A 21463-nucleotide genomic window follows, 5' to 3' on the forward strand; every position below is an offset into this window, starting at 1 on the left:
CGCGGGCGCGCCACTGGCGCCCCCTAAGGTCGGTCCGCGGGAAAAATCTCGATCCAAACCAAGCAAACGGATCCAGTATTAACGGCCGGCGGCGACGCGGCTTTCGAGCCCGTCGAGGATATGCGTGGCGATCCCGGCATAGTCGCCGTCGAAATGGTGGCCGCCCTTGGTCGAGATCACCTCGACCTTGTTCGGGTCGACGCCGGGGCAGGCGCTGTCGGTTTCCTGATCGCCATGGATGCATTGGACGAGGCCGGTCGGCAGCGCGGCGATTTCGGGGCCGGTCGGGGTCGCGTCGGAAGAAGCGCTGCCGAGCCAGCCCGCCACGGTGATCTCCCAATCCGCCGTCGCGCCGGGGGCGAGGAGCGAGATCTCGGTCACCCTGGCCTGCGTTTCGGGGGGCATGGTGCGAAAGGCGGCGGGCAGCACGCTGGCACCGAAGGAATAGCCGGCGAGGATCACCTTCTCGACGTTCCAGCGCTCGGTATAGACGTCGATCAGCCGGGCGAGCTCGCGCCCCGTCTCCTCGGGCGTGCGCCGGGACCAGAACCAGCGCAGCGAGTCGACGCCGATGGTCGGCACGCCGTCCGTCTGGAGCAGTCCGGCCACGGTCTTGTCGAGGTCGCGCCAGCCGCCGTCGCCGGAAAGCATGATCGCCATGGCATCATGTTTCGGCTCGGTCGACAGTTCGACGATCGCGGGCGCGTCCCCGGCGATCGCGGCCTCGGCGATGGTCGAGGCGATCGCGTCGCCGAGCGCCGCCTCGCCCGCCGCCGGGGACTGCTTGCGGGTGAGCGTGACGCCGGCGGTGCCGAGCGCGTCGGCGCGGGCGGTGGCATCCGCGTCGGCGTCCGAGCCGAGCACGAGCGTCAGCGGCGCCGGTTGCGCGCCGGCGGGCAGGGCGTAGGAGGCGCCGCCGTCGCTGGCGTCGACCCGATCGAACTTGGTGCAGAGCCGGGTGCCGAGCGCCTCGCCGGCGGTGGGGTTCGCGGCGATCACGGCGCCGAGCGTGTCGGCCGGCGTCTGGCTCAGCACGTCGATGGCGATCGCGCCGCCCTCGCCGAAGCCGGCGAGGATCGGCGCGTGAAAGGTGTCGGCGCCGGTCGCGCGCTGCAGGGCGTGACCGATCCGCTCGAAATCCGCGACGAGATAGGCGCAGCTCTTGCCCTGCGCCGCGACGCCGGCGTCGATCGCGGGGAAATAGCGCGGCAGGTCGATGCCGACCACCACCGCGTTGGCATGGCGCAGGCGCGCGGCCAGCGTCGCCTCGGCATCGCCCCAGCCGTCGCCGTCCGACAGCAGGAACACCGTGCCGGTCGCCGGCCCCTCGGGCATCAGCACCACCGGATCGGGGATGAGGCCGGGGTCGAAATCCGGCACCGGCGGCGCGTCGGCGAAGGCGGCGCTGGCCGTGGCGGCCGTGGCGGCGAGAATCGCGAGGGAACGGCGCATCAGCGGTCCTCCTTGAGGCCGCGTCCGATCAGCCGGGCGGCGTCGAGCAGAATGAGGGCGGGGGTCGCGGAGCCGACGACGGCGAGATAGCGCGGACGCCAGGCCGGCTTCAGCTTTTCCTTGAAGCCGCGCAGGCCCTTGAAATTGTAGGAGGGCACGCCCTGCTCGAACAAGGCGTTGCCGAGCCGTTGCCAGGTCGGCGCCGCCATGCTGGCCGAGAGGCCGGCGAGCGGTGCCATGCCGAGGCTGAACCAGGCGACGCCTTCGGCCTTCAGCAGTTCGCACAGGCGCAGGAACAGGAATTCCATGCCGATGTTCGGAATGCCCTCGACATGGCGCATCAGGTCGATCGCCACCTCCTCGCCGCGGTCGGTGCCGAGCAGCGTGGCGAAGGCGACGATTTCCGCGCCGGCGCGCAGAACGGCGACCCGCTGCGCCGCGACGTAGCCGGGCTCGAAGGCGCCGAGCGAGAAACGCTTCTCGCCGGCGCCCCGCGCGGCGAGCCAGGCATCGGAGATGGCGCGCAACCGGTCGAGCGCGGCGGGCACCGCCTCGGGAGAAAGGATCTCGACGGCGAGCCCCTCGCGGGCGCCCCGGCTCAGCACGTTGCGGTGGCCTGAGCGCGACCCGCCCTTGAGATCGAAGGCCGCGAGATCGACCCGCGCCTCCTCGCCGAGCTTGTAGAACCGCAGGCCCGCGTCGGCATAGAGCGGCAGTTGCTCGGGGCTGGTCTCGTAGAAGGCGGCGCGGCCGCCGGCGGCGCGCGCGGTCTCGACGAAGCGCCAGATCAGCTCGGGCCAGAGTTCGAGCGGGCCGACGGGATCGAACAGCGCGATCCAGGAGTTGCCCTGACGGCCGTACATGACGAAGGCGCGGCCGTCGTCGGAGAACATCAGCCGCTTGTCGCCCATCCGCGCGAGATTGGCGCCGGCGGCCGGTTGCGCGCGGATCACCTCGACCGCGCGGGCGAGCGCCTCGGCGTCCGGCGGCGCGCCGCGATCCGGCGCCGGACGCAGCAGCGACCAGGCGGCGGCGAGGCCGGCGAGGAGGCTGGCGCCGAACAGCGCCCGCAGACCGCGCGGGGCCTCCGCCGAGATCTCGAAGCGCAACCAGCTCTCGGCGCCGAACTCCGCGTGCTCGAAGACGAAGAGGAGCAGCGCCAGCGCGCAGAGCAGCACCACGGCCACCGCCGCGATCCAGGGCGGCGTCAGCTGGATTTCGAGCAGCGCCGCCCGCCGGTCGAAGGCCCGCCGCCCGAGCAGGAGGGCGACGATCAGGATCAGCAGCGCCGCCGCCTCGAAGATCGCCACCGCCTTGACCAGCGACAGGATCAGCGCGGCGGCGGCGGCGAGGAGCGCCATCCACCAGGCGCCATCGAGCCGGAAGGCGAGACCGCGCGCCGAGATCATCAGCACCGCGCCGAGCACGCTGGCGAGGAAATGCGCGCCCTCGATCAGCGGCAGCGGCAGGAACTGGCCCAGCCATTCGAGGTCGATGCTGCGCGCCGGGGTGACGGCGGAGAAGACGAGCATGGCGCCGAGCATCAGGGCGAGGGCGGCGATCGCCTGCGGCGCGAGGCCGCCGGTGGCGCGCATCACCGGCATCGCCGGGCTCGCCAGCCGCCGCGCCTCGGCGAAGGCGAGGCCGACGGCGGCGATGGCAAGCGGCAGTGCCTGATAGACGAGGCGGTAGAGCGCGAAGGCGGCCAGGATCTCGGCGGTGGGCGCGGTGCCGGCGAGCGCGGAGAGAAGCACCGCCTCGAAGACCCCCAGTCCGGCCGGCACATGGCTGAGGATGCCGAGCGCCAGCGCCACGGCGAACAGCGGAAGCAGCGTGACATAACCGATCGCGCCGGCCGGCAGGAACGCCCAGAGCACGCCGGCGGCGCAGGCGACATCCACCGCCGTTATGCCAAGCTGGCGCAGCATCAGCCCGCGCGGCGGCGGTTCGAACATGCGCCCGCCCGGCAGGCGCATTGCGCGGCCGGCGAAAACCAGCGGCGCGGAAGCGGCGGCGAGAGCGGCGATGGCGATGGCAACGACCGCGCCGGGTGGGACGCCGGTCAACCCGGCGACGGCGCGGGCGCTGACGAGCGCGGCGAGCGCGCTGGTCGCCGCGAGGCCGAGGCCGAAGGCGACGGTGACGAAGACGACGACGCGGGCGATGTCGCCCGGTCCGATGCCGAGCGGCGTGTAGAAGCGCAGGCGGACGGCGCCGCCGCTGAGCGGCCCGAAGCCCGCCGTCTGGGCGACGGCGTAGGCCGCCGCCGCGCCCGGGGCGATCCGCCGCCACGGCTGCGGCAGGCCGAGCGCGGCGAAGGCGGTGGCGTCGTAGAAGGTAAGCGCGAGAAAGCTGAGCGCGGTCAGCAGAACGCCAAGGCCGATCCGCCAGGGCGGCGCGGAGAGAAGCGCCGCCACCACCTCCGGATAGCTCGCCTCCGTCGCGAGGCGCGTCAGCGCGACGACGGCGAGGACCAGCATGACGAGGGTGAAGCCGCCGATCAGCAAGCCGCGTCGACGCCCGGCCCAGGCGGCGAGCCTCGCCCGCGCGCCGGCGTGCTCGGTCGGTTCATCGATTTCGAAACCGGTCATCCGTCGGCCTCTCGCCAGCGCCCCGGGCCGAGAGGCGCGCGAGCGTGCCCGCATGCCCCGCCGCGCCGCGAGTCGCAAGGGGCGAGGCCCTATCGTCTTGCGACCGTCATGCCGGGCGGGCACAGTCGGGGAATACGCTTGATCCGAAGGAAACCGCCATGCGCCACCGCCTCCTTCCGCTCGCCGCCGCCATCACCGGCGCGTTCGCGGCGCCCGCCGGGGCCTTCACGCTCGATATCCTGCATATCAACGATTTCCACAGCCGGATCGAATCGATCAACAAGTTCGACGCGACCTGCTCGTCCGACGAGGAGGCGGCGGGCGAATGTTTCGGCGGCGCCGCCCGGCTCGCGACCGAAATCAGGGCGCGGCGCGACGCGGCCGAGGCGCGGGGCGAGCCGGCGCTGCTGCTCTCCACCGGCGACAATTTCCAGGGGTCGCTGTTCTTCAGCACCTATTCCGGCAAGGCCGAGCTCGCCTTCCTGAACGAGATGGGCTTCGATGCGATGGTGCTCGGCAACCACGAATTCGACCTCGGGCCGGCGCCGCTGGCCGCCTTCATCGAAGGCGCGAACTTCCCGGTGCTGTTCGGCAATACCGACGCCTCGGCCGATCCGAAGCTCGGGCCGCTCGACAAGGGGCCGCTGATCCTCGATGTCGCGGGCGAGAAGGTGGCGATCCTCGGCGCGATCACGCCCGAGACGGCCGAGATCTCGACGCCCGGACCGACGGTGAGCTTTGGCGACCCGATCGCCTATCTGAAGGGCGCGGTCGCGGCGGTCGCGGCCGAGGGCGTCGATCACATCATCGTGCTGAGCCATCTCGGCGTGCCGGCGGATATTCGCGTCGCCGAGCAGGTGCCGGGGATCGACGCCATCGTCGGCGGTCACAGCCACACGCTGTTCTCGAACACGGTCGAGGGCGCGCCCGAGCCCTATCCGCTGCTCGTCGACGGGCCGGACGGGGTCAAGGTGCCGATCGTCTCGGCCGGGGCCTATTCGAAATATCTCGGCGACCTGACGCTCACCTTCGACGATGCAGGCAAGGTGACGGCCGCGACCGGGTCCACCATCCTGCTCGATGCGAGCGTGACGCCGGATCCGAAGGTGCTGGAGGAGATCAAGGCCTATGTCGGCCCGATCGAGGAGCTGAAGGCGAAGAAGGTCGCGGTGATCGGCGCCGATATCGACGGCAGCCGCGAAAGCTGTCGCGCGGGCGAATGTCCGATGGGCGATCTGGTCGCCGAGGCGATGCGCGACCGGGTGAAGGGCCAGGGCGTCACCATCGCGTTGCAGAACGGCGGTGGCTTGCGCGCCTCGATCCAGGGCGGCGAGGTCAGCAAGGGCGATGTGCTGGCGGTGCTGCCGTTCCAGAACACGCTCTCGACCTTCAACATCCCGGGAGCGGGGATCGTCGCCGCGCTGGAGAATGGCGTCAGCCAGGTCGAGGAGGGCGGCGGCCGCTTCCCGCAGGTCGCGGGGCTCAAATTCAGCTGGGACCCGTCGGTCGCGCCCAACGCCGGGAGGATCAAGGAGGTGCTGGTGTTCGAGGGCGGCGCCTGGGTGCCGATCGCGCCGACGAAGATCTACACCGTCGCGACCAACAATTTCATGCGCAACGGCGGCGACGGCTATGTCGCACTGCGCGACCAGGGCACCGAGGCCTATGACTTCGGCCCGAACCTGGAGGACGTGCTCGGCGACTATCTCGCGAAGCACCCGGACTATGTGCCGGGGACCGACGGGCGGATCACGCGGATCGAATAGGAGCGTCGCTCTAGAGTCTTGATTTAGCGCAATATCCTAGCCGCCAGACGATTCCGTCTGGTTGGATACTGTTCTAACAGCGCAGGTTGCCGAACGCGTCGGCGCGGCAGATGCGCGGCCTCGGCGGCGGCACCTCGCCGGGGCGGGGCGGGGTGTCGCCAAAGGCGTTGGTCCGCTGCGCGGGCACGAAGCCCTTGTCCGCGTTTTCGGCGCCGGCGGGGGTCTGAACCCGTGCGACTCCGGACTTGCGCGGGCGGAACGGCTCGATCGGATCGAACCCATGCGTCGACCTTCCCGAGCAGGCGACCTGCCCGAGCGCGTTGGTCCGGCAGACCTCGATCGCATGCGTCGTCCGGGGCGCCGCCACCGCCAGCAGGATCAGGATCAGCGGGATCGTCGAACGGCCCATGAAAGTTTCCCCCGGGACCGAATATGGGGCGCGCCGCGGCCGCGGGAAAGTCCTCTCGCGGCCCGGCGCGCCCCGCGGACGGCGACCGGTTCAGTCGGTCGGCAACTCCACCCGCGACACCTCGATCTCGACGCGGCGGGGACCGAGTCGGAGCGTCGCCTCACCGCCCGGGCCGACGCCGATCAGGGCGCGGGCGAGCGGCGCGGTGTAGGCGACGGTGCCGTTCGCCGGGTCGGCCTCGTCCTCGCCGGTGATGGTGACGGTCTTTTCCGCCTCGTCCTCGCTGGTCCGATAGGTGACGCGGGCGCCGAACTGCGCGGCCGGATCGCCCGGATCGGGCGTGACGATCCGCGCGGTCGCGTGCCGCAGGTTCCAGTAGCGCAGGTCGCGGCGCAGCCGGGCGACATGCTCGGCGTCGGCCTCGGCGGCGAGTTGGGCGTTCAAGGTCTCGATCTCGGCGCTGATCAGGCGCAGGCCGCGCGCCGTGACGAGGTTCGGCGCGGCGCTGACCGGATGCTCTGGCAGCACCTCGGCTTTCGATCCGTCGTCTTCGCGGACAAAGGCGCGGCTCAAGGCTCCCTCCCCTGCTTTTCCCGAGCCTAGCCCAGACGGCGGGCGGCGACAACAGCGCCCTCTTGGCGCGCGGGACGGCGCCGTGCTAGGGCTCGGGCCTCATATCGGAGTCCGAATTGGAAACCCGCGAAGCCTTGGAGTGGCTGGAAGGCCGCCCCGACATAACCAGTTTGCGCGCCGCCGTCTGCGACCTGAACGGCATCCTGCGCGGCAAGCGCGTCCCCGTCGCCCAGGCGCACAAGGTCCTCGAAGGCCAGATGCGCATGCCCTATTCGATCGCCTGCCTCGATATCTGGGGCGAGGATTTCGCCGGCAATCCGCTGGTCTACAAGTACGGCGACATCGACGGGCGCTGCGCGCCGACCGGCCGCGGCTTCCTACCGATGAACTGGCTCGGCTCGCCGACCGCGCTGATGCCGCTGTGGCTGATGGGCGAGGACGGATTGCCGTTCCTCGGCGATCCGCGCTGCGCGCTCGCCGCCGTCTGCGAGCGATACCGGGCGCTGGGGCTGACGCCCGTGGTGGCGACCGAGTTGGAATTCTATCTCGTCGATACCACCGGCGATGTGCCGATGCCGCCGAAGTCGCCGGTCACCCACAAGATCCTCGACGGCGACGGCGCGCTCTGCATCGACGATCTCGATCACTTCGAGGCGTTCTTCACCGATGTCTACGCCGCCTGCGACGCCCACGGCATCCCGGTCGACAGCGCGATCAGCGAGAACGGCGGCGGCCAGTTCGAGATCAATCTCCTGCATGTGCCCGATCCGCTGAAGGCGGCGGACGACGCGCTCTATTTCAAGCGTTTCGTCAAGGGAATTGCCCGGAAGTACGAGCTGGCGGCCAGCTTCATGGCAAAGCCCTTTCTCGACCGGGCGGGCAACGGATTTCACGTGCATTTCAGCCTGCTCGACCGCGAGGGCCGCAATGTCTTCGACAGCGGCGGGCCGGAGGGCTCGGAGACGATGCGCCACGCCGTCGGCGGGCTGCTCGCCATGATGCGCGCCTCGAGCCTCGTCTTCGCGCCGCATCTCAATTCCTACCGGCGCCTGCAGCCGAACGCGCACAGCCCGTCCGAAGTCTGCTGGGGCTACGAGACGCGCTCGGCGGCGGTGCGGATTCCGGGCGGCTCGAACGCCGCGCGGCGGGTCGAGCATCGGGTGGCGGGGGCGGATGCCAATCCCTATCTCGTGCTCGCCGCGATCCTCGGCGCCGCGCTGGAAGGGATCGAGCGGCGGATCGAGCCGCCCGATCCGCTGGAGACCACCGACGATGTGACGGCGGGCGCGACGCTTCCCATCGACTGGAAGCTGGCCATCGAGGCGTTCGAGCGGTCGGAGGCCATGGCCCGGATCTTCGCGCCGATCCTGCGCGAGAGCTTCGTCGGCATGAAGAAGCAGGAGGTTCAGGTCTTTTCCCGCCAGATCAGCGCCTTCGAGCACGAGACCTATCTGGAGACGGTCTGAGGCCGTTTCGACCGACTGGGACCAGCATTGGGAGAAGTTGAGATGAGCGGCGGATCCTATGCCGGGGACGGCGCCTATCCGTCGAGCTATTACGCGGCGAGCGCCCATTCCGCGCCGTCGCGGCCGCCGCTGGCGGGGGATGTCGAGACCGACGTCTGCGTGGTCGGCGGCGGCTTCACCGGCCTGTCCGCCGGGCTCGACCTCGCCGAGAAGGGCCACCGCGTGGTGCTGCTCGAAGGCGCGCGGATCGGCTGGGGCGCCTCGGGGCGGAACGGCGGCCAGATCGTCAACGGACTGAACGCCAGCCTCGAGACCATCGCCGCGCGCTATGGCAAGGCGACCACGGATTTCGTCGCGACCGTCGTGCAGGAGGGCGGCGCGATCATCCGCGAGCGGATCGCGAAATACGATATCGCCTGCGACCTGAAGCGGGGAAATATCTTCACCGCCTTCACCGCGAAACAGATGGCCGAGCTCGAGGCGAAGCAGGCCTTGTGGCGGACCTATGGCCACGACAATTTCGAGATGCTGGACGCCGCCGGCGTCCGACGGCACATCGCGACGGACGCCTATCTCGGCGGCATGATCGACCATTCCGGCGGGCATATGCATCCGCTGAACCTGGCACTCGGTCAGGCGGCGGCGCTGGAGAGCCGCGGCGGGGTGATCCACGAGGCAAGCCCGGTCGTGTCGATCGAGGCGCTCGACGGCAAGCCGGTGGTCAGGACGGCGGATGGCCTCGTCCGGCCGCGGACCCTGATCCTCGCCGGCAATGCCTATCTCGGCGGCGTGGTGCCCGAGCTCGATACGCGGATCATGCCCTTCTCGACCCAGATCATCGCCACCGAGCCGCTCGGCGCGCGGGGACGGGAGTTGCTGCCGACGGACATGTGCGTCGAGGATCTGCGCTATATCCTAGACTATTACCGGCTGTCGGCGGACGGGCGGCTGCTGTTCGGCGGCGGCACCGTCTATGGCGGCACGGACACCGCCGACATCCGGGCCAAGATCCTGCCGAACCTCGAGAAGATTTTCCCCAGCCTGAAGGGCGCGCGGATCGATTTCGCCTGGTCCGGCAATTGCGCGATCTCCTTCAGCCGCGTGCCGCAGATGGGGCGTCTCGGGCCGAACAGCTATTTCGCCTGCGGATATAGTGGGCACGGCGTGGTCGGCAGCCATCTTTTTGGGCGAATTCTCGCGGAGGCGGTTGACGGGGACCTGTCGCGGTTCGATGTTTTCGCCCATGTGCCCTGGACTCCCTTCCCGGGAGGCCGGCGGTTCCGCGTACCGTATTCCGCCCTCGGTTCCTGGTGGTACGGGCTGCGCGATCGCCTTGGCGTTTGACTCGCGCTGTTAGAGGATATGATGACCCTACGCTTGACCCTAGCCGCCATTGCCACGCTGATCGCCGTTCCGGCGATGGCACAGGAGAAGGTGGTCCATATCTACAACTGGTCGGACTACATCGCCGAGGACACCGTCAAGAAGTTCGAGGAAGCGACCGGCATCAAGGTCGTCTACGACGTCTACGATTCGAACGAGACGCTGGAGGCGAAGCTGCTGGCCGGCAATTCCGGCTATGACGTGGTGGTGCCGACCTCGCAATTCATGCAGCGGCAGGCGGCGGCCGGCGTCTATCAGCCCCTGAACAAGGACGCGCTGCCAAATCTCGTGAACATGGATCCGGCGCTGATGGCCAACGCCACCGCCTATGACCCCGACAACACCTACGGCGTACCCTACATGTGGGGCACCACCGGCATCGGCTACAACGTCGCCAAGGTGAAGGAGCGGCTGGGCGAGGACGCCCCGGTCAACAGCTGGAAGCTGGTGTTTGATCCGCAATACGCCTCCAAGCTCGCCGACTGCGGCATCACCATGCTCGATTCGTCGTCGGACGTGATGCCGAGCGCGCTGGCCTATCTCGGGCTCGATCCCAAGACCAGCGATCCCGACCAGCTGACCAAGGCGGCCGACCTGCTGATGACCGTGCGGCCCTATATCCGCAAGTTCAGCTCGTCGGAATACATCTCAGACCTCGCCAACGGCGAGGTCTGCGTGTCCCTCGGTTTCTCCGGCGACGTCTTCATCGCCGCCGCCCGGGCGATCGAGGTCAAGAACGGTGTCGAGATCGCCTACAGCGTGCCGACCGAGGGCGCGCTGCAATGGTTCGACATGATGGCGATCCCGGCCGACGCGCCGAACCCCGAAGGGGCGCTCGCCTGGATCAACTTCATGATGGAACCCGAGATCGCCGCCGCCAACACCGACTTTGTCTGGTACGCGACCGCCAACAAGGCCGCGCTGCCGCTGATCAATCCCGAGATTACCGGCGATCCGGCGATCTTCCCGCCGGCCGAGGTGCTGGCCAAGCTGTTCCCGGCGGTGGTGCAGAACGCCCGGACCGACCGGATCGTTACACGCCTCTGGACCACGGTCCGCACCGGAAAGTGACGCCCGCGGCGCGGCGCTCCGGCGCCGCGCCCGCCTCGGGGGACGCGACATGACGCCGACCCGGATCGCCTTCTGGCCGAACACCACGGACATCTCGGTCGCCAGCTACCGTATCCGCTGCGCCCAGATCCGCGACGGGCTGGCGGCGCGCGGCATCCCGACCAGCCTCTACCGGCCGCGCGGACGGTTCGCAGCCGCCAGCCCGGTTCCCGACCTGCTCGTCCTGGTGAAGCGGACGCGGGACGCCGACCTGGCCGCCGCGCTGGATCTCGGGCGCCGGCACGGCACCCGGCTGGTGCTCGACCTCTGCGACAATATCTTCTTCGGCGGCGACGCGGGGGACGCCGCCCGGCTCGGAGGCGTCCTCGGCGGGTTCGACGCGATCGTCACCCCGTCCGGCTTCCTGCGCGACGCGGTCGCCGCGCATGTGCCAACCGGCATGCGCTTGCCGGTGATCCCCGACGCGGTCGAGGCCGAGCCGACGCCCTCACCCGTCGCGCGGCTGATCGCGGCGCCGGCTTTCCTGCGCCTGTCGCGGCTTCGGGCCGAGCTGGCCGCCTCCGGCGTCGCCGAGGGGCGGCGGCTGATCTGGTTCGGGATCAGCGGCACCAGGAAGTCGCGCAACGGTCTCTATGACCTCGCGGCCTTCTCCGACATGCTGGCGCGCCACGATGCCCGCGCGCCGGTCTCGCTGACCATCGTCAGCGACAGCCGGGCGAAATACCGCGAGCTCTTCGCCGGCGCCGGCTTTCGTGTCCGCTACCTCGACTGGAACTTCTGGACCTTCAACCACTGCCTGCGGTTGCATGACATCGCCGTGCTGCCGGTGCGCCGCAACGACTACAACTGGGCCAAGAGTGCCAATCGGCTGACCACCGCCTTCGCCAACGGCGTGGCGGTAGCCGCCTCGGCGATCCCGAGTTACCAGCCGTTTCACGACAGCGCCCTGCTCGATGACTGGGACGAAGGGCTGGCCCGGCTGATGGATGCGAAACCCGAGCGCCTGGCGCGGATCGCGGCTGCGCGCGGCACGATCGAGGCTGACTACACCCTGGCCGCCGCAAGTGCGAAATGGGCCGGCCTGCTGGCCGGCCTTTCGCACACGCGGCACTGGACAGCCGCCGCGACCGGCCCTTAAGGTTTTTCAGACGGCGGAGGCGCGGTGTCTTGCCCGGGCTCCCGCCACCCCGTTCCAGCGGAGAGTTCATGACCGAGACCGTCGCCGCCGTGCCTGTGAAGCCCTGGGTATCGGGTACCGAACGACCCTTCGTCAGCATCCAGAAAGTGTCCAAGCGCTTCGGCGACTTCACCGCCGTCGATGACGTCAGCCTCGATATCTACAAGGGCGAGCTCTTCTGCCTTCTCGGCGGTTCCGGCTGCGGCAAGTCGACGCTTCTGCGCATGCTCGCCGGGTTCGAGTCGCCGACCGAGGGGCGGATCGAGATCGATGGCCAGGACATGGCCGGCAAGGCGCCCTACGAGCGGCCGACCAACATGATGTTCCAGTCCTACGCGCTGTTTCCGCACATGACGGTGGAGAAGAATGTGGCCTATGGCCTGCTGCGCGACGGCGTCGGCCGGGCCGAGGCGCGCGACAAGGTCGCCGAGATGCTGAAGCTGGTGCAGCTGTCGCAATTCGCCGCGCGCAAGCCGCATCAGCTCTCGGGTGGCCAGCGGCAGCGCGTGGCGCTGGCGCGCAGCCTCGTCAAGCGGCCGAAGCTCCTGCTGCTCGACGAGCCGCTCGGCGCGCTCGACAAGAAGCTGCGCGAGGAGACCCAGTTCGAGCTGATCAAGATCCAGGAGACGCTCGGCGTCACCTTCATCGTCGTCACCCACGACCAGGAGGAGGCGATGACCCTCTCCACCCGGATCGGGGTGATGAACGCCGGGGTGATCACGCAGATCGGCGAGCCGGCGGAAATCTACGAACACCCGAATTCGCGCTTCGTCGCCGATTTCATCGGCTCGGTGAACATGTTCGAGGGGCGCGTCACCGAGGACGAGCCGGACTATATCCGCATCGACGCCGCCGAGGCGGGGGTGATCTATGTCGGCCACGGCGTTTCCTGCACCATCGACCAGAAGCTCTGGTACGCGGTGCGGCCCGAGAAGATGCGTGTCAGCCGCGAACGGCCGGAGGGCCGGGAGAATGTCTTCAAGGCGGTGGTGGACGAGGTCGCCTACATGGGCAACCTCTCGATCTTCCGCCTGAAGCTGCCGAGCGGCAAGCTGGTCCGCGCCACCCGCGCGAACCTCACCCGTTATGACGACGACGGCATCACCTGGGGCGAGGAGGTCTGGCTCACCTGGGACGACACCGCCGGCGTGGTACTGACCCGATGAGCGCGCTTCGCCGCTGGACCACGGCGCCGCTGCGCTGGCTCGGTTTCGAGGGGCGGGCGCTGGTGATCGCGGTGCCTTTCCTCTGGCTGCTGGTCTTCTTCCTGATCCCGTTTCTCGTCGTGGCGAAGATCAGTCTCAGCGAGGCGGCGATCGCCTTGCCGCCCTTCACGCCGCTGCTGGAATGGGACGGGCTCCGGGCGATCCTGACGCTGAACTTCGAGAATTTCGCCTTTCTCTTCGACGACCCGCTCTATGTGACGGCCTATGTCTTCTCGCTGCGCATCGCCTTCATCTCGGCGGTGCTGGCCCTGCTGGTCGGCTATCCGATGGCCTACTACATCGCGCGGAGTCCCGACAATCGGCGCTCCGTGCTGCTCATGCTGGTGATCCTGCCGTTCTGGACCAGTTTCCTCCTGCGCGTCTACGCCTGGCAGGGGTTCCTGCGCTCGAACGGGGTCATCAACAACTTCCTGCTCTGGACGGGGATCATCGACCAGCCGCTCGTCATGCTGCAGACCAATTTCGCGGTCTATCTCGGCATCGTCTATACCTACCTGCCGTTCATGATCCTGCCGCTCTACGCGACGCTGGTGAAGCTCGACGAGGCGCTGCTCGAAGCATCGGCCGATCTCGGGGCGCGGCCGATGGCGACCTTCTTCCATGTGACGCTGCCGCTCTCGATGCCGGGAATCGTCGCCGGCTTCATGCTGGTCTTCGTGCCGGCGATCGGTGAATTCGTCATCCCCGAACTGCTCGGCGGGCCGAATACGCTGATGATCGGGCGGGTGCTCTGGAACGAGTTCTTCTCGAACCGCGACTGGCCGGTGGCGAGCGCGGTGGCCATCGCCATGCTGGTCGTGGTGGTGGGGCCGATCATGCTGTTGCGGGGCTTCCAGCAGAAGACGGAGGAAAGCTGATGCGCCGCGGCTGGATCATGCCCTTCGTCTGCCTTCTGGGGTTCATCTTCCTCTATGCGCCGATCCTGTCGCTGGTCATCTTCAGCTTCAACGAGAGCAAGCTGGTCACGGTCTGGGGCGGCTTTTCGACCAAATGGTACGGCGAGCTCATGCGCGACCCGCAGATCCTCGGCGCCGCCTGGATCAGCCTGCAGGTGGGGGTCATCTCGGCGACGCTGGCGGTCTGCCTCGGGACGCTGGTCGCCTATGTTCTGGTCCGCTTCACCCGGTTTCGCGGGCGACCACTGCTGACCGCGATGTCGACCGCGCCGCTCGTCATGCCCGAGGTGATCACCGGCCTGTCGCTCCTGCTGCTCTTTGTCTCGATGCAGCAGCTGATCGGCTGGCCGGGGAGCCGCGGCATACTGACGATCATCATCGCGCATGTCACCTTCTGCCTCGCCTATGTCGCGGTGGTGGTCCAGTCACGGCTGGCCGACATGGACCGCAGCCTCGAGGAGGCGGCGATGGATCTCGGCGCGCGCCCGGTGCGGGTGTTCTTCGACGTGACGCTGCCGGTGATCGCGCCGGCGCTGATCGCGGGCTGGCTGCTCGCCTTCACCCTGTCGCTCGACGATCTGGTGGTGGCGAGCTTCGTCACCGGGCCCGGCGCCTCGACCCTGCCGATGGTGATCTTTTCCAAGGTGCGGCTCGGGGTCAATCCGGCGATCAACGCGCTCGCCACCATCATCATCGCCTTCGTCGCGATCGGTGTCGGCGTCGCCTCCTGGCAGATGCGCAAGGCGGCGAAGAATGGATAGGGGCGACCAGGCCTTCCGCGCGCCGGACAATCGCGCGCACTGGCCAGAAATGACTTACGGCGGCGCGGTCTCCTTCCTGCGCCGGCGCTATGCCCGGGACCTCGCCGGGGTCGATGTCGCGGTCTGGGGGGTACCCTACGACGCCTCGGTCACCTATCGCCCCGGCTGCCGCCTCGGCCCGCGGGCGATCCGCGCCGCCTCCGTCCAGCTCGCCGAGCTCAATGCCTTTCCCTTCGGCTTCGATCTCTTCGAGGCACTGTCGGTGGTCGATTATGGCGACGCCTATGTCGATCCACACCATCCCGCGACGGTCGTCGCCGATATCGAGGCGCAGGCGGCGGAGATCCTCGCCACGGGCGCCAGGCTGCTCAGCCTCGGCGGCGACCATTTCGTCGCCTATCCGCTGCTTCGCGCCCACGCGGCGAAACACGGGCCGCTGGCGCTGGTCCAGGTCGACGCGCATGGCGATCTCTGGCCGGACGATCCGGGCCGGATGGACCATGGCACCATGATGGGCCGCGCGATCCGCGAGGGGATCGTCGATGCCGCGAAATCGACCCAGGTCGGCATCCGTACCTTTCACGACACGACCGAGGGGTTGCAGGTGCTGACCGCGCCCTGGATCCATCGCGAAGGGATCGGCGCGGCGATCGAGGCGGTCCGTGCCCGGGCCGGCGACGCGCCGGTCTATCTCAGCTTCGACATCGACGGGCTCGATCCGGCCTTCGCGCCGGGGACCGGCACGCCGGTGCCGGGGGGACTCGCCAGCTGGCAGGCGCTGGAATTCGTGCGCGGCCTCGCCGGGCTGAACCTCGTCGGCATGGATCTCGTCGAGGTCTCGCCACCCTTCGACCATGCCGAGATCACCGCGATCGCGGCGGCGCATCTGGCGCATGACTGGCTGTGCCTGATCGCGCTCGCCGCGGGCGCCGCCCCCCGGCCGGTCGGCCGTCTCTGACGCATCTCCCCGAGGAAGCCCTCATGGCCCCGCCGTCCACCACCGAATTCATCGACCGCCTGCCGGCGGCCTTCCGCGGCTGGCTGTCCGGCCGGCGCATCGAGGAGGTCGAATGCATCGTGCCGGACATCGCCGGCATCTCGCGCGGCAAGGCGATGCCCGCGGCGAAGTTCTCGCGCGAGGACCGGATGTTCCTGCCGACCTCGATCTTCCACCAGACGATCTCCGGCGACTATGTCGACATGCATGACGTCATGCAGTGGACAGAGTCCGACATGGTGCTGAAGCCCGATTTCGCCGCCGCGACCGCCGCGCCCTGGGCCGACGACGTCACGCTCCAGATCATCCACAATGTCGAGGATCTGAGTGGCAAGCCGGTGCCCGTCTCGCCGCGCAACGTGCTGAAGCGGGTGGTGCAGCTCTACGCCGCCGAGGGCTGGGCGCCGGTGGTGGCGCCGGAGATGGAATTCTACCTGATCAAGCCGAACCTCAACCCGAACGAGCCGATCGAGCCGCCGGTCGGCCGCACCGGCCGGCAGATGGTCTCGCGCCAGGCCTATTCGATGTCCGCGGTCGACGAATACGGCAAGGTGATCGACGATATCTACGAGTTCTCGGAGGCCCAGGGCTTCGAGATCGACACGATCATCCAGGAAGGCGGCGCCGGTCAGGTGGAGATCAACCTGCTGCACGGCGATCCGCTCAAGCTCGCCGATCAGGTGTTCTTCTTCAAGCGTACCATCCGCGAGGCGGCGCTGCGCAACAACTGCTTCGCGACCTTCATGGCCAAGCCGATGCAGCACGAGCCGGGCAGCGCCATGCATATCCACCATTCGGTGGTCGAGGCGAAGACCGGCCGCAACATCTTCACCGACGAGAGCGGCGGGCCGACGGCCTATTTCAACAGCTTCATCGCCGGGCTGCAGCGGCATATTCCCGACGTGGTCTGCATGCTGGCGCCCTATGTCAACAGCTACCGCCGTTTCGTGCCGGGCGGGGCGGCGCCGATCAATCTCGAATGGGGGCCGGACAACCGCACCACGGGGATCCGCGTGCCGATCAGCCACCCGGAATCGCGGCGCGTGGAGAACCGGGTGGTGGGGATGGACACCAATCCCTATCTCGCGCTCGCCGCCTCGCTCGCCTGCGGCTATCTCGGGATGAAGGGCGACCTGAAGCCGCGCGAGGCGGTGGCGGGCGAGGCCTACAAGCAGCCGCGCGCCCTGCCGCGCGACCTGCTCGCGGCGCTCGATCTCTTCAAGGATCGCAGTGTGACGGCGGTGCTGGGAGAGGAGTTCTGCGCGCTCTACCGGACGATCAAGCGCGACGAGGTCGAGACCTTCCTGCGGGTGATCTCGCCCTGGGAACGCGACCATCTGCTGCTCAACGTCTGAACCGCCGCGCTTCGGCGTGAGGTGGCCGGCGCTGGTTCCAATGGCCCCGGTCGCGCTGGACTTCGAGAACGAAGCGGGTACATTGCGAATTCCGTCGCCGGACGGGCGCGCAGAATTCCGTTGCCGGACGGGCACGCATCGGTAAAGGTCGCGAAAAGAGCAGAGGACGGGCGTTGCGCTCCAGCGTCGAGTTGTTCACAGGCTGCGGCGGTCTCGCCTTCGGTCTGTCGCGCGCGGGATTCAGGCCGGCGCGCATGGTCGAATGGGATCGCCATTCGGTCGGCAATGTCCTGCACAATCGCGCCCGCGGGCTGGAGCATCTGCGCGACTGGCCGATCCAGTGCGAGGATGTCCGCGATGTCGCCTGGACCCGGCATCGCGGCGTCGATCTCGTCGCCGGCGGTCCGCCCTGCCAGCCCTTCTCGATCGGCGGCAAGCATCGCGGGCACGAGGACCGTCGCGACATGTGGCCCGAGGCGGTGCGGGCGATCCGCGAAATCGGTCCGCGCGGCTTTCTGTTCGAGAATGTGCGCGGGCTGGCGCGCGAGGCTTTCGCCGACTATCTCGCCTGGGTGGTCGCGGCGCTCGGCCAGCCCGGAATCGCGCGTGGCGCGGACGAATCGCGCCCGGCGCATCTCGCGCGGCTGACGGCGGCGGGCGCGGGCGCCTATCACCTGCGCGTCGTCCAGGTGAACGCGGCGGATTTTGGCGCGGCGCAGAAGCGGCATCGGGTGATCCTGCTCGGCCTGCGTCGCGACCTCGGGCCGGCGGCGCCGGAACTGAACCCGACCCATTCGCGCGCCCGCCTGCTCTGGGACCAGTGGGTCACGGGCGATTATTGGGCGCGGCACGGGCTGCGGGCGCCCGCGGCGGGGCCGGACCGGCTCGACGCGCGGCCGGTGGCGCGGCTTCGCGCCGAGGGGGCGGTGCCGGAGGGGCTGCCGTGGCGCACGGTCCGCGACGCGATCGCCGGCCTCGGCCCACCCGGCACCGGCGCGGCGCTCAACCATGTCGCCCAGCCGGGCGCGCGGGCCTATCCCGGCCATACCGGCAGTCCGCTCGACATGCCGGCCAAGGCGCTGAAGGCCGGGGTGCATGGCGTGCCGGGCGGCGAGAATACCATCGCGCTGCCCGAGGGTGGCGTGCGCTATCTGACGGTGCGCGAAGCGGCCCGGCTGCAGGGTCTGCCCGACGCCTATGAGTTCGTCGGCTCCTGGTCCGAGAACATGCGCCAGCTCGGCAACGCGGTGCCGACCGAGCTCGCCGAGGCGGCGGCGCGGGTGATGGCGGTGGCGGTCGCCCGGCGGACCGGGGCGGCCGGCCGGTCCCGCCGCCGGGCAGGCGACGAGGTCGCGGGCAAGACCAAGGCCGCCTGATGGCGGCGGCCTATGGCGAGTTCGAGCTCGACATCCCGAAGGTGATGCGCGCCCAGCTGCCCGCCTTCTTCGCCACGCTGCCGGCGGCGGTGCTGACCCCGGAGAATGTCGAGCGGTTGCCGGACGGCGCGCAGGGCGCCTATCTGCTGTTTCTCGACACGCGCCTCGTCTATGTCGGCAAGACCGACGCCCAGGCGGGCTTTCGCGGTCGCCTCGCCCGGCACGCGCAGAACATCCAGCATCGGCGGGGGCTGGCGCCGGAGCGGATGTCCTTCAAGGCGGCGCGGATCTTCGTCTTCTCGACCTTCGACCTTGAAACCATGCTGATCGAGGAATTCACCCGCCTCGGTGGCGAGCGGCCGGCCTGGAACTTCAGCGGCTTCGGCTCGAACGACCCCGGGCGCAACCGCGAGGGCCAGGCGCCGGCCGCCTTCGATCGCGACTATCCGGTCGATATCGATCAGCCGGTCGAGGCGCCGCCGCCGGGTCCGCATCCATTGTTCGAGGTGATGCTGGCGCTGAAGGCGCGTCTTCCCTATCTCTTCCGGTACGAGGCGGACGGGATGGGGGCGAGCGCATGGCGCGGCGGGCACCGGGACATGATGTGGCGCACGATCGAGGTGCCGGCGCCGCCGGTGACGACGCGCGCCCTGCTGCTGCGCATCCTCGCCGAGCTGCCGCCGGACTGGCAGGCGACGGTGCTGCCGAACCGGGTGATCCTCTATCGCGAAACCCGGACCTATCCGGCCCAGCTGGAGGCGCTGCGGCGAGAGGGGTAGGGGTTGATCCGGCCCGAAGCGCGCAGATGCGGCTGGTGCGTGGCAAGGATACCGGGCCGGAGATGGTGGTGCGCCGTCTCGCCCACGGGCTCGGCTACCGCTTTCGCCTTCATCGCCGCGACCTGCCCGGCGCGCCCGATCTGGTGTTCGCGGGGCGGCGCGGAATCGTCTTCGTGCATGGCTGCTTCTGGCATCGCCATGGCGATCCCGGCTGCTGGCGCGCGCGGCTGCCGAAATCGCGACCGGAATTCTGGGTGCCGAAGCTCAGCGCCAACGCCGCGCGCGACGCATCCGTCGAGGCGGCGCTGCGCGCGGACGGCTGGGAGGTCCTGGTGATCTGGGAATGCGAGACGACGCCGACGCGGCGCCGTGCGCTGGCGGAGCGGCTCGATGGGTTTCTTGGTGGAAAGATCAGGCCCCAGGAGTCATGAGTCAGGAAAAACCGGAGGCCGGGGCGCGATCCGGACCCCTGAGGATCCGGAGGAGACCCCCGATGTTGACGAGCCCCTCGCCCTATCTCTCCGGCCTCGACAAGACGGCGGCGAACCATGTGCCGCTGACGCCGCTCACCTTCCTCGACCGCGCCGCCTCGGTCTGGCCGGAGCGGCCCGCCGTGGTGCACGGGCCGGTCCGCCGGAGCTGGGTCGAAACCGCCGGCCGCTGTCGCCGCCTCGGCTCGGCCCTTGCCCGCCGCGGCGTCGGGCGGGGCCAGACGGTCGCCTTTCTCGCGGCCAATACACCGGAGCTTTTCGAGGCGCATTTCGGCGTGCCGATGATGGGGGCGGTGCTGAATGCGATCAACACCCGGCTCGACCCCGAGGCGATCGCCTTCATCCTCGCCCATGGCGAGGCGCGCATCCTGTTCGTGGACCGCGAGTTCGGCGCAACGGCCCGCCGGGCCCTCGCCATCCTCGGCCGGCCGATCCCGGTGATCGGCATCGACGATCCGAGCTTCGAGGGCGGCGAGCTGATCGGCGACACGGACTACGAAGCCTTCCTCGCCGAGGGCGACGCCGCCGAGACCCTCGCCGGGCCGACCGACGAATGGGAGCCGATCGCGCTCAACTATACCTCGGGCACCACCGGCAATCCGAAGGGCGTCGTCTATCACCATCGGGGGGCCTATCTCAACGCGGTGTCGAACGCGCTGAGCTGGGAGCTGGCGGAGCGGCCGGTCTATCTCTGGACGCTGCCGATGTTTCACTGCAACGGCTGGTGTTTTCCCTGGACCCTGGCGGTGGTGGCGGGCACCAGCGTCTGCCTGCGGACGGTGCGGGTCGAGACGGTGCTCGACCTCGTCCGGAGCGAGGGCGTCACGCATTTCTGTGGCGCGCCGATCGTGCTCAACATGATCAACAACGCCCCGGCCCAGTTGCGCGAAGGCATCACCGGCAAGGTGAAGGCGATGGTCGCGGGCGCCGCGCCGCCGGCGGCGGTGATCGCGGGGATGGAGGCGATGGGCTGGGAGGTCACCCATGTCTACGGGCTGACCGAATGCTACGGGCCGACGGTGGTCAATGTCTGGCACGACCGCTGGAACGGGCTCGACCTGGGCCAGAAGGCGGCGATCAAGGCGCGTCAGGGCGTGCGCGGGCCGATGCTGGAAGCGGTGATGGTGGCCGATCCCGCGACCCGTCTCCCCGTGCCGAAGAACGGCGAGACGATCGGCGAGATCTTCATGCGCGGCAACAACCTGTTCTCGGGTTACCTCAAGAACCCGACCGCGACGGCAGAGGCCTTCGAAGGCGGCTGGTTCCATACCGGCGACCTCGCGGTCTGGCACGAGGACGGCTATGTCGAGATCAAGGACCGCTCGAAGGACATCATCATCTCCGGCGGCGAGAACATCTCCTCGATCGAGATCGAAGACGTGCTCTATCGCCATCCGGACGTGATGGAGGCGGCCGTGGTCGCGCGCCCCGACGAGAAGTGGGGCGAGACGCCCTGCGCCTTCGTGGTCCTGAAGGAGGGCGCGACCGTGACCGAGGCCGAGATCATCGCCTTCTGCGAAAGCCAGCTCGCCGGCTTCAAGGTGCCAAAATCGGTGGTCTTCGGCCCGTTGCCGCGCACCCAGACCGGCAAGGTCCAGAAGTTCGTGCTGCGCGCGACCGCGCGCGAGCTCTAGAGCAGTATCCAACCAGACGGAATCGTCTGGTGGTCAAGATATTGCGCTAAATCAAGACTC

At 69.2% G+C, this 21463-nt stretch carries 18 protein-coding genes; 14 read left to right on the forward strand and 4 right to left on the reverse strand.

Annotated elements, in window-relative coordinates; genetic code table 11:
• Positions 1-78: 78 nt before the first annotated feature.
• Positions 79-1452, reverse strand: coding sequence for an AcvB/VirJ family lysyl-phosphatidylglycerol hydrolase (locus Q0480_RS07640; RefSeq protein ID WP_299131817.1), 1374 nt, complete (start codon positions 1450-1452; stop codon positions 79-81).
• Positions 1452-4043, reverse strand: coding sequence for a bifunctional lysylphosphatidylglycerol flippase/synthetase MprF (gene mprF / locus Q0480_RS07645; protein ID WP_299131818.1), 2592 nt, complete (start codon positions 4041-4043; stop codon positions 1452-1454). Before mprF ends, Q0480_RS07640 begins: the two co-directional genes overlap by 1 nt.
• Before the next feature lie 158 nt (positions 4044-4201).
• Between mprF and Q0480_RS07650 the strand changes: the two genes are divergently transcribed.
• A complete protein-coding gene (locus tag Q0480_RS07650; RefSeq protein WP_299131819.1) occupies positions 4202-5809 on the forward strand; it encodes a 5'-nucleotidase C-terminal domain-containing protein in 1608 nt (535 codons plus the stop codon).
• Between the two features lie 73 nt (positions 5810-5882).
• On the opposite strand, the gene Q0480_RS07655 is transcribed toward Q0480_RS07650, so the two are convergent.
• Positions 5883-6218, reverse strand: coding sequence for a hypothetical protein (locus Q0480_RS07655; protein ID WP_299131820.1), 336 nt, complete (start codon positions 6216-6218; stop codon positions 5883-5885).
• 90 nt (positions 6219-6308) lie between these two features.
• Positions 6309-6791, reverse strand: a complete 483-nt coding sequence (locus Q0480_RS07660; RefSeq protein WP_299131821.1) for a GreA/GreB family elongation factor — start codon at positions 6789-6791, stop codon at positions 6309-6311.
• Positions 6792-6907: 116 nt separating this feature from the next.
• Here Q0480_RS07660 and Q0480_RS07665 point away from each other — a divergent pair, with 116 nt between their 5' ends.
• From Q0480_RS07665 to Q0480_RS07725, 13 genes are all read left to right on the forward strand, one after another.
• Complete coding sequence (locus Q0480_RS07665; protein WP_299131822.1) at positions 6908-8257, forward strand: glutamine synthetase family protein; 1350 nt, start codon at positions 6908-6910, stop codon at positions 8255-8257.
• Between the two features lie 42 nt (positions 8258-8299).
• Positions 8300-9601: an FAD-binding oxidoreductase gene (locus tag Q0480_RS07670; RefSeq protein WP_299131823.1), complete on the forward strand. Its 1302-nt coding sequence runs from the start codon at positions 8300-8302 to the stop codon at positions 9599-9601.
• A gap of 21 nt (positions 9602-9622) precedes the next feature.
• A complete protein-coding gene (locus tag Q0480_RS07675; protein WP_366940829.1) occupies positions 9623-10711 on the forward strand; it encodes a polyamine ABC transporter substrate-binding protein in 1089 nt (362 codons plus the stop codon).
• Between the two features lie 49 nt (positions 10712-10760).
• Positions 10761-11849 carry a hypothetical protein gene (locus Q0480_RS07680; RefSeq protein ID WP_299131825.1) on the forward strand — a complete coding sequence of 363 codons (1089 nt, stop codon included), beginning with the start codon at positions 10761-10763 and terminating at the stop codon, positions 11847-11849.
• Between the two features lie 68 nt (positions 11850-11917).
• Complete coding sequence (locus Q0480_RS07685) at positions 11918-13054, forward strand: ABC transporter ATP-binding protein (protein ID WP_299131826.1); 1137 nt, start codon at positions 11918-11920, stop codon at positions 13052-13054.
• Positions 13051-13971, forward strand: coding sequence for an ABC transporter permease subunit (locus tag Q0480_RS07690; RefSeq protein WP_299131827.1), 921 nt, complete (start codon positions 13051-13053; stop codon positions 13969-13971). The genes Q0480_RS07685 and Q0480_RS07690 overlap by 4 nt, the downstream gene beginning before the upstream one ends.
• A complete protein-coding gene (locus Q0480_RS07695; RefSeq protein ID WP_299131829.1) occupies positions 13971-14771 on the forward strand; it encodes an ABC transporter permease subunit in 801 nt (266 codons plus the stop codon). The genes Q0480_RS07690 and Q0480_RS07695 overlap by 1 nt, the downstream gene beginning before the upstream one ends.
• Positions 14764-15729 (forward strand): agmatinase, encoded by a 966-nt coding sequence (gene speB, locus Q0480_RS07700; RefSeq protein WP_299131830.1) that lies wholly within the window; start codon positions 14764-14766, stop codon positions 15727-15729. The genes Q0480_RS07695 and speB overlap by 8 nt, the downstream gene beginning before the upstream one ends.
• 23 nt (positions 15730-15752) lie before the next feature.
• Positions 15753-17123: a glutamine synthetase family protein gene (locus Q0480_RS07705; protein WP_299131831.1), complete on the forward strand. Its 1371-nt coding sequence runs from the start codon at positions 15753-15755 to the stop codon at positions 17121-17123.
• A gap of 173 nt (positions 17124-17296) precedes the next feature.
• Positions 17297-18499, forward strand: a complete 1203-nt coding sequence (locus Q0480_RS07710) for a DNA cytosine methyltransferase (RefSeq protein WP_299131833.1) — start codon at positions 17297-17299, stop codon at positions 18497-18499.
• Complete coding sequence (locus Q0480_RS07715; protein WP_299131834.1) at positions 18499-19278, forward strand: hypothetical protein; 780 nt, start codon at positions 18499-18501, stop codon at positions 19276-19278. The genes Q0480_RS07710 and Q0480_RS07715 overlap by 1 nt, the downstream gene beginning before the upstream one ends.
• Positions 19185-19709, forward strand: coding sequence for a very short patch repair endonuclease (locus Q0480_RS07720; protein WP_366940830.1), 525 nt, complete (start codon positions 19185-19187; stop codon positions 19707-19709). The genes Q0480_RS07715 and Q0480_RS07720 overlap by 94 nt, the downstream gene beginning before the upstream one ends.
• 62 nt (positions 19710-19771) lie before the next feature.
• Positions 19772-21403, forward strand: coding sequence for an acyl-CoA synthetase (locus Q0480_RS07725; RefSeq protein WP_299131836.1), 1632 nt, complete (start codon positions 19772-19774; stop codon positions 21401-21403).
• Positions 21404-21463 lie beyond the last annotated feature (60 nt).

Origin of the sequence: uncultured Amaricoccus sp. (genome assembly GCF_937891315.1) — a bacterium.
Taxonomy (GTDB): domain Bacteria; phylum Pseudomonadota; class Alphaproteobacteria; order Rhodobacterales; family Rhodobacteraceae; genus Amaricoccus.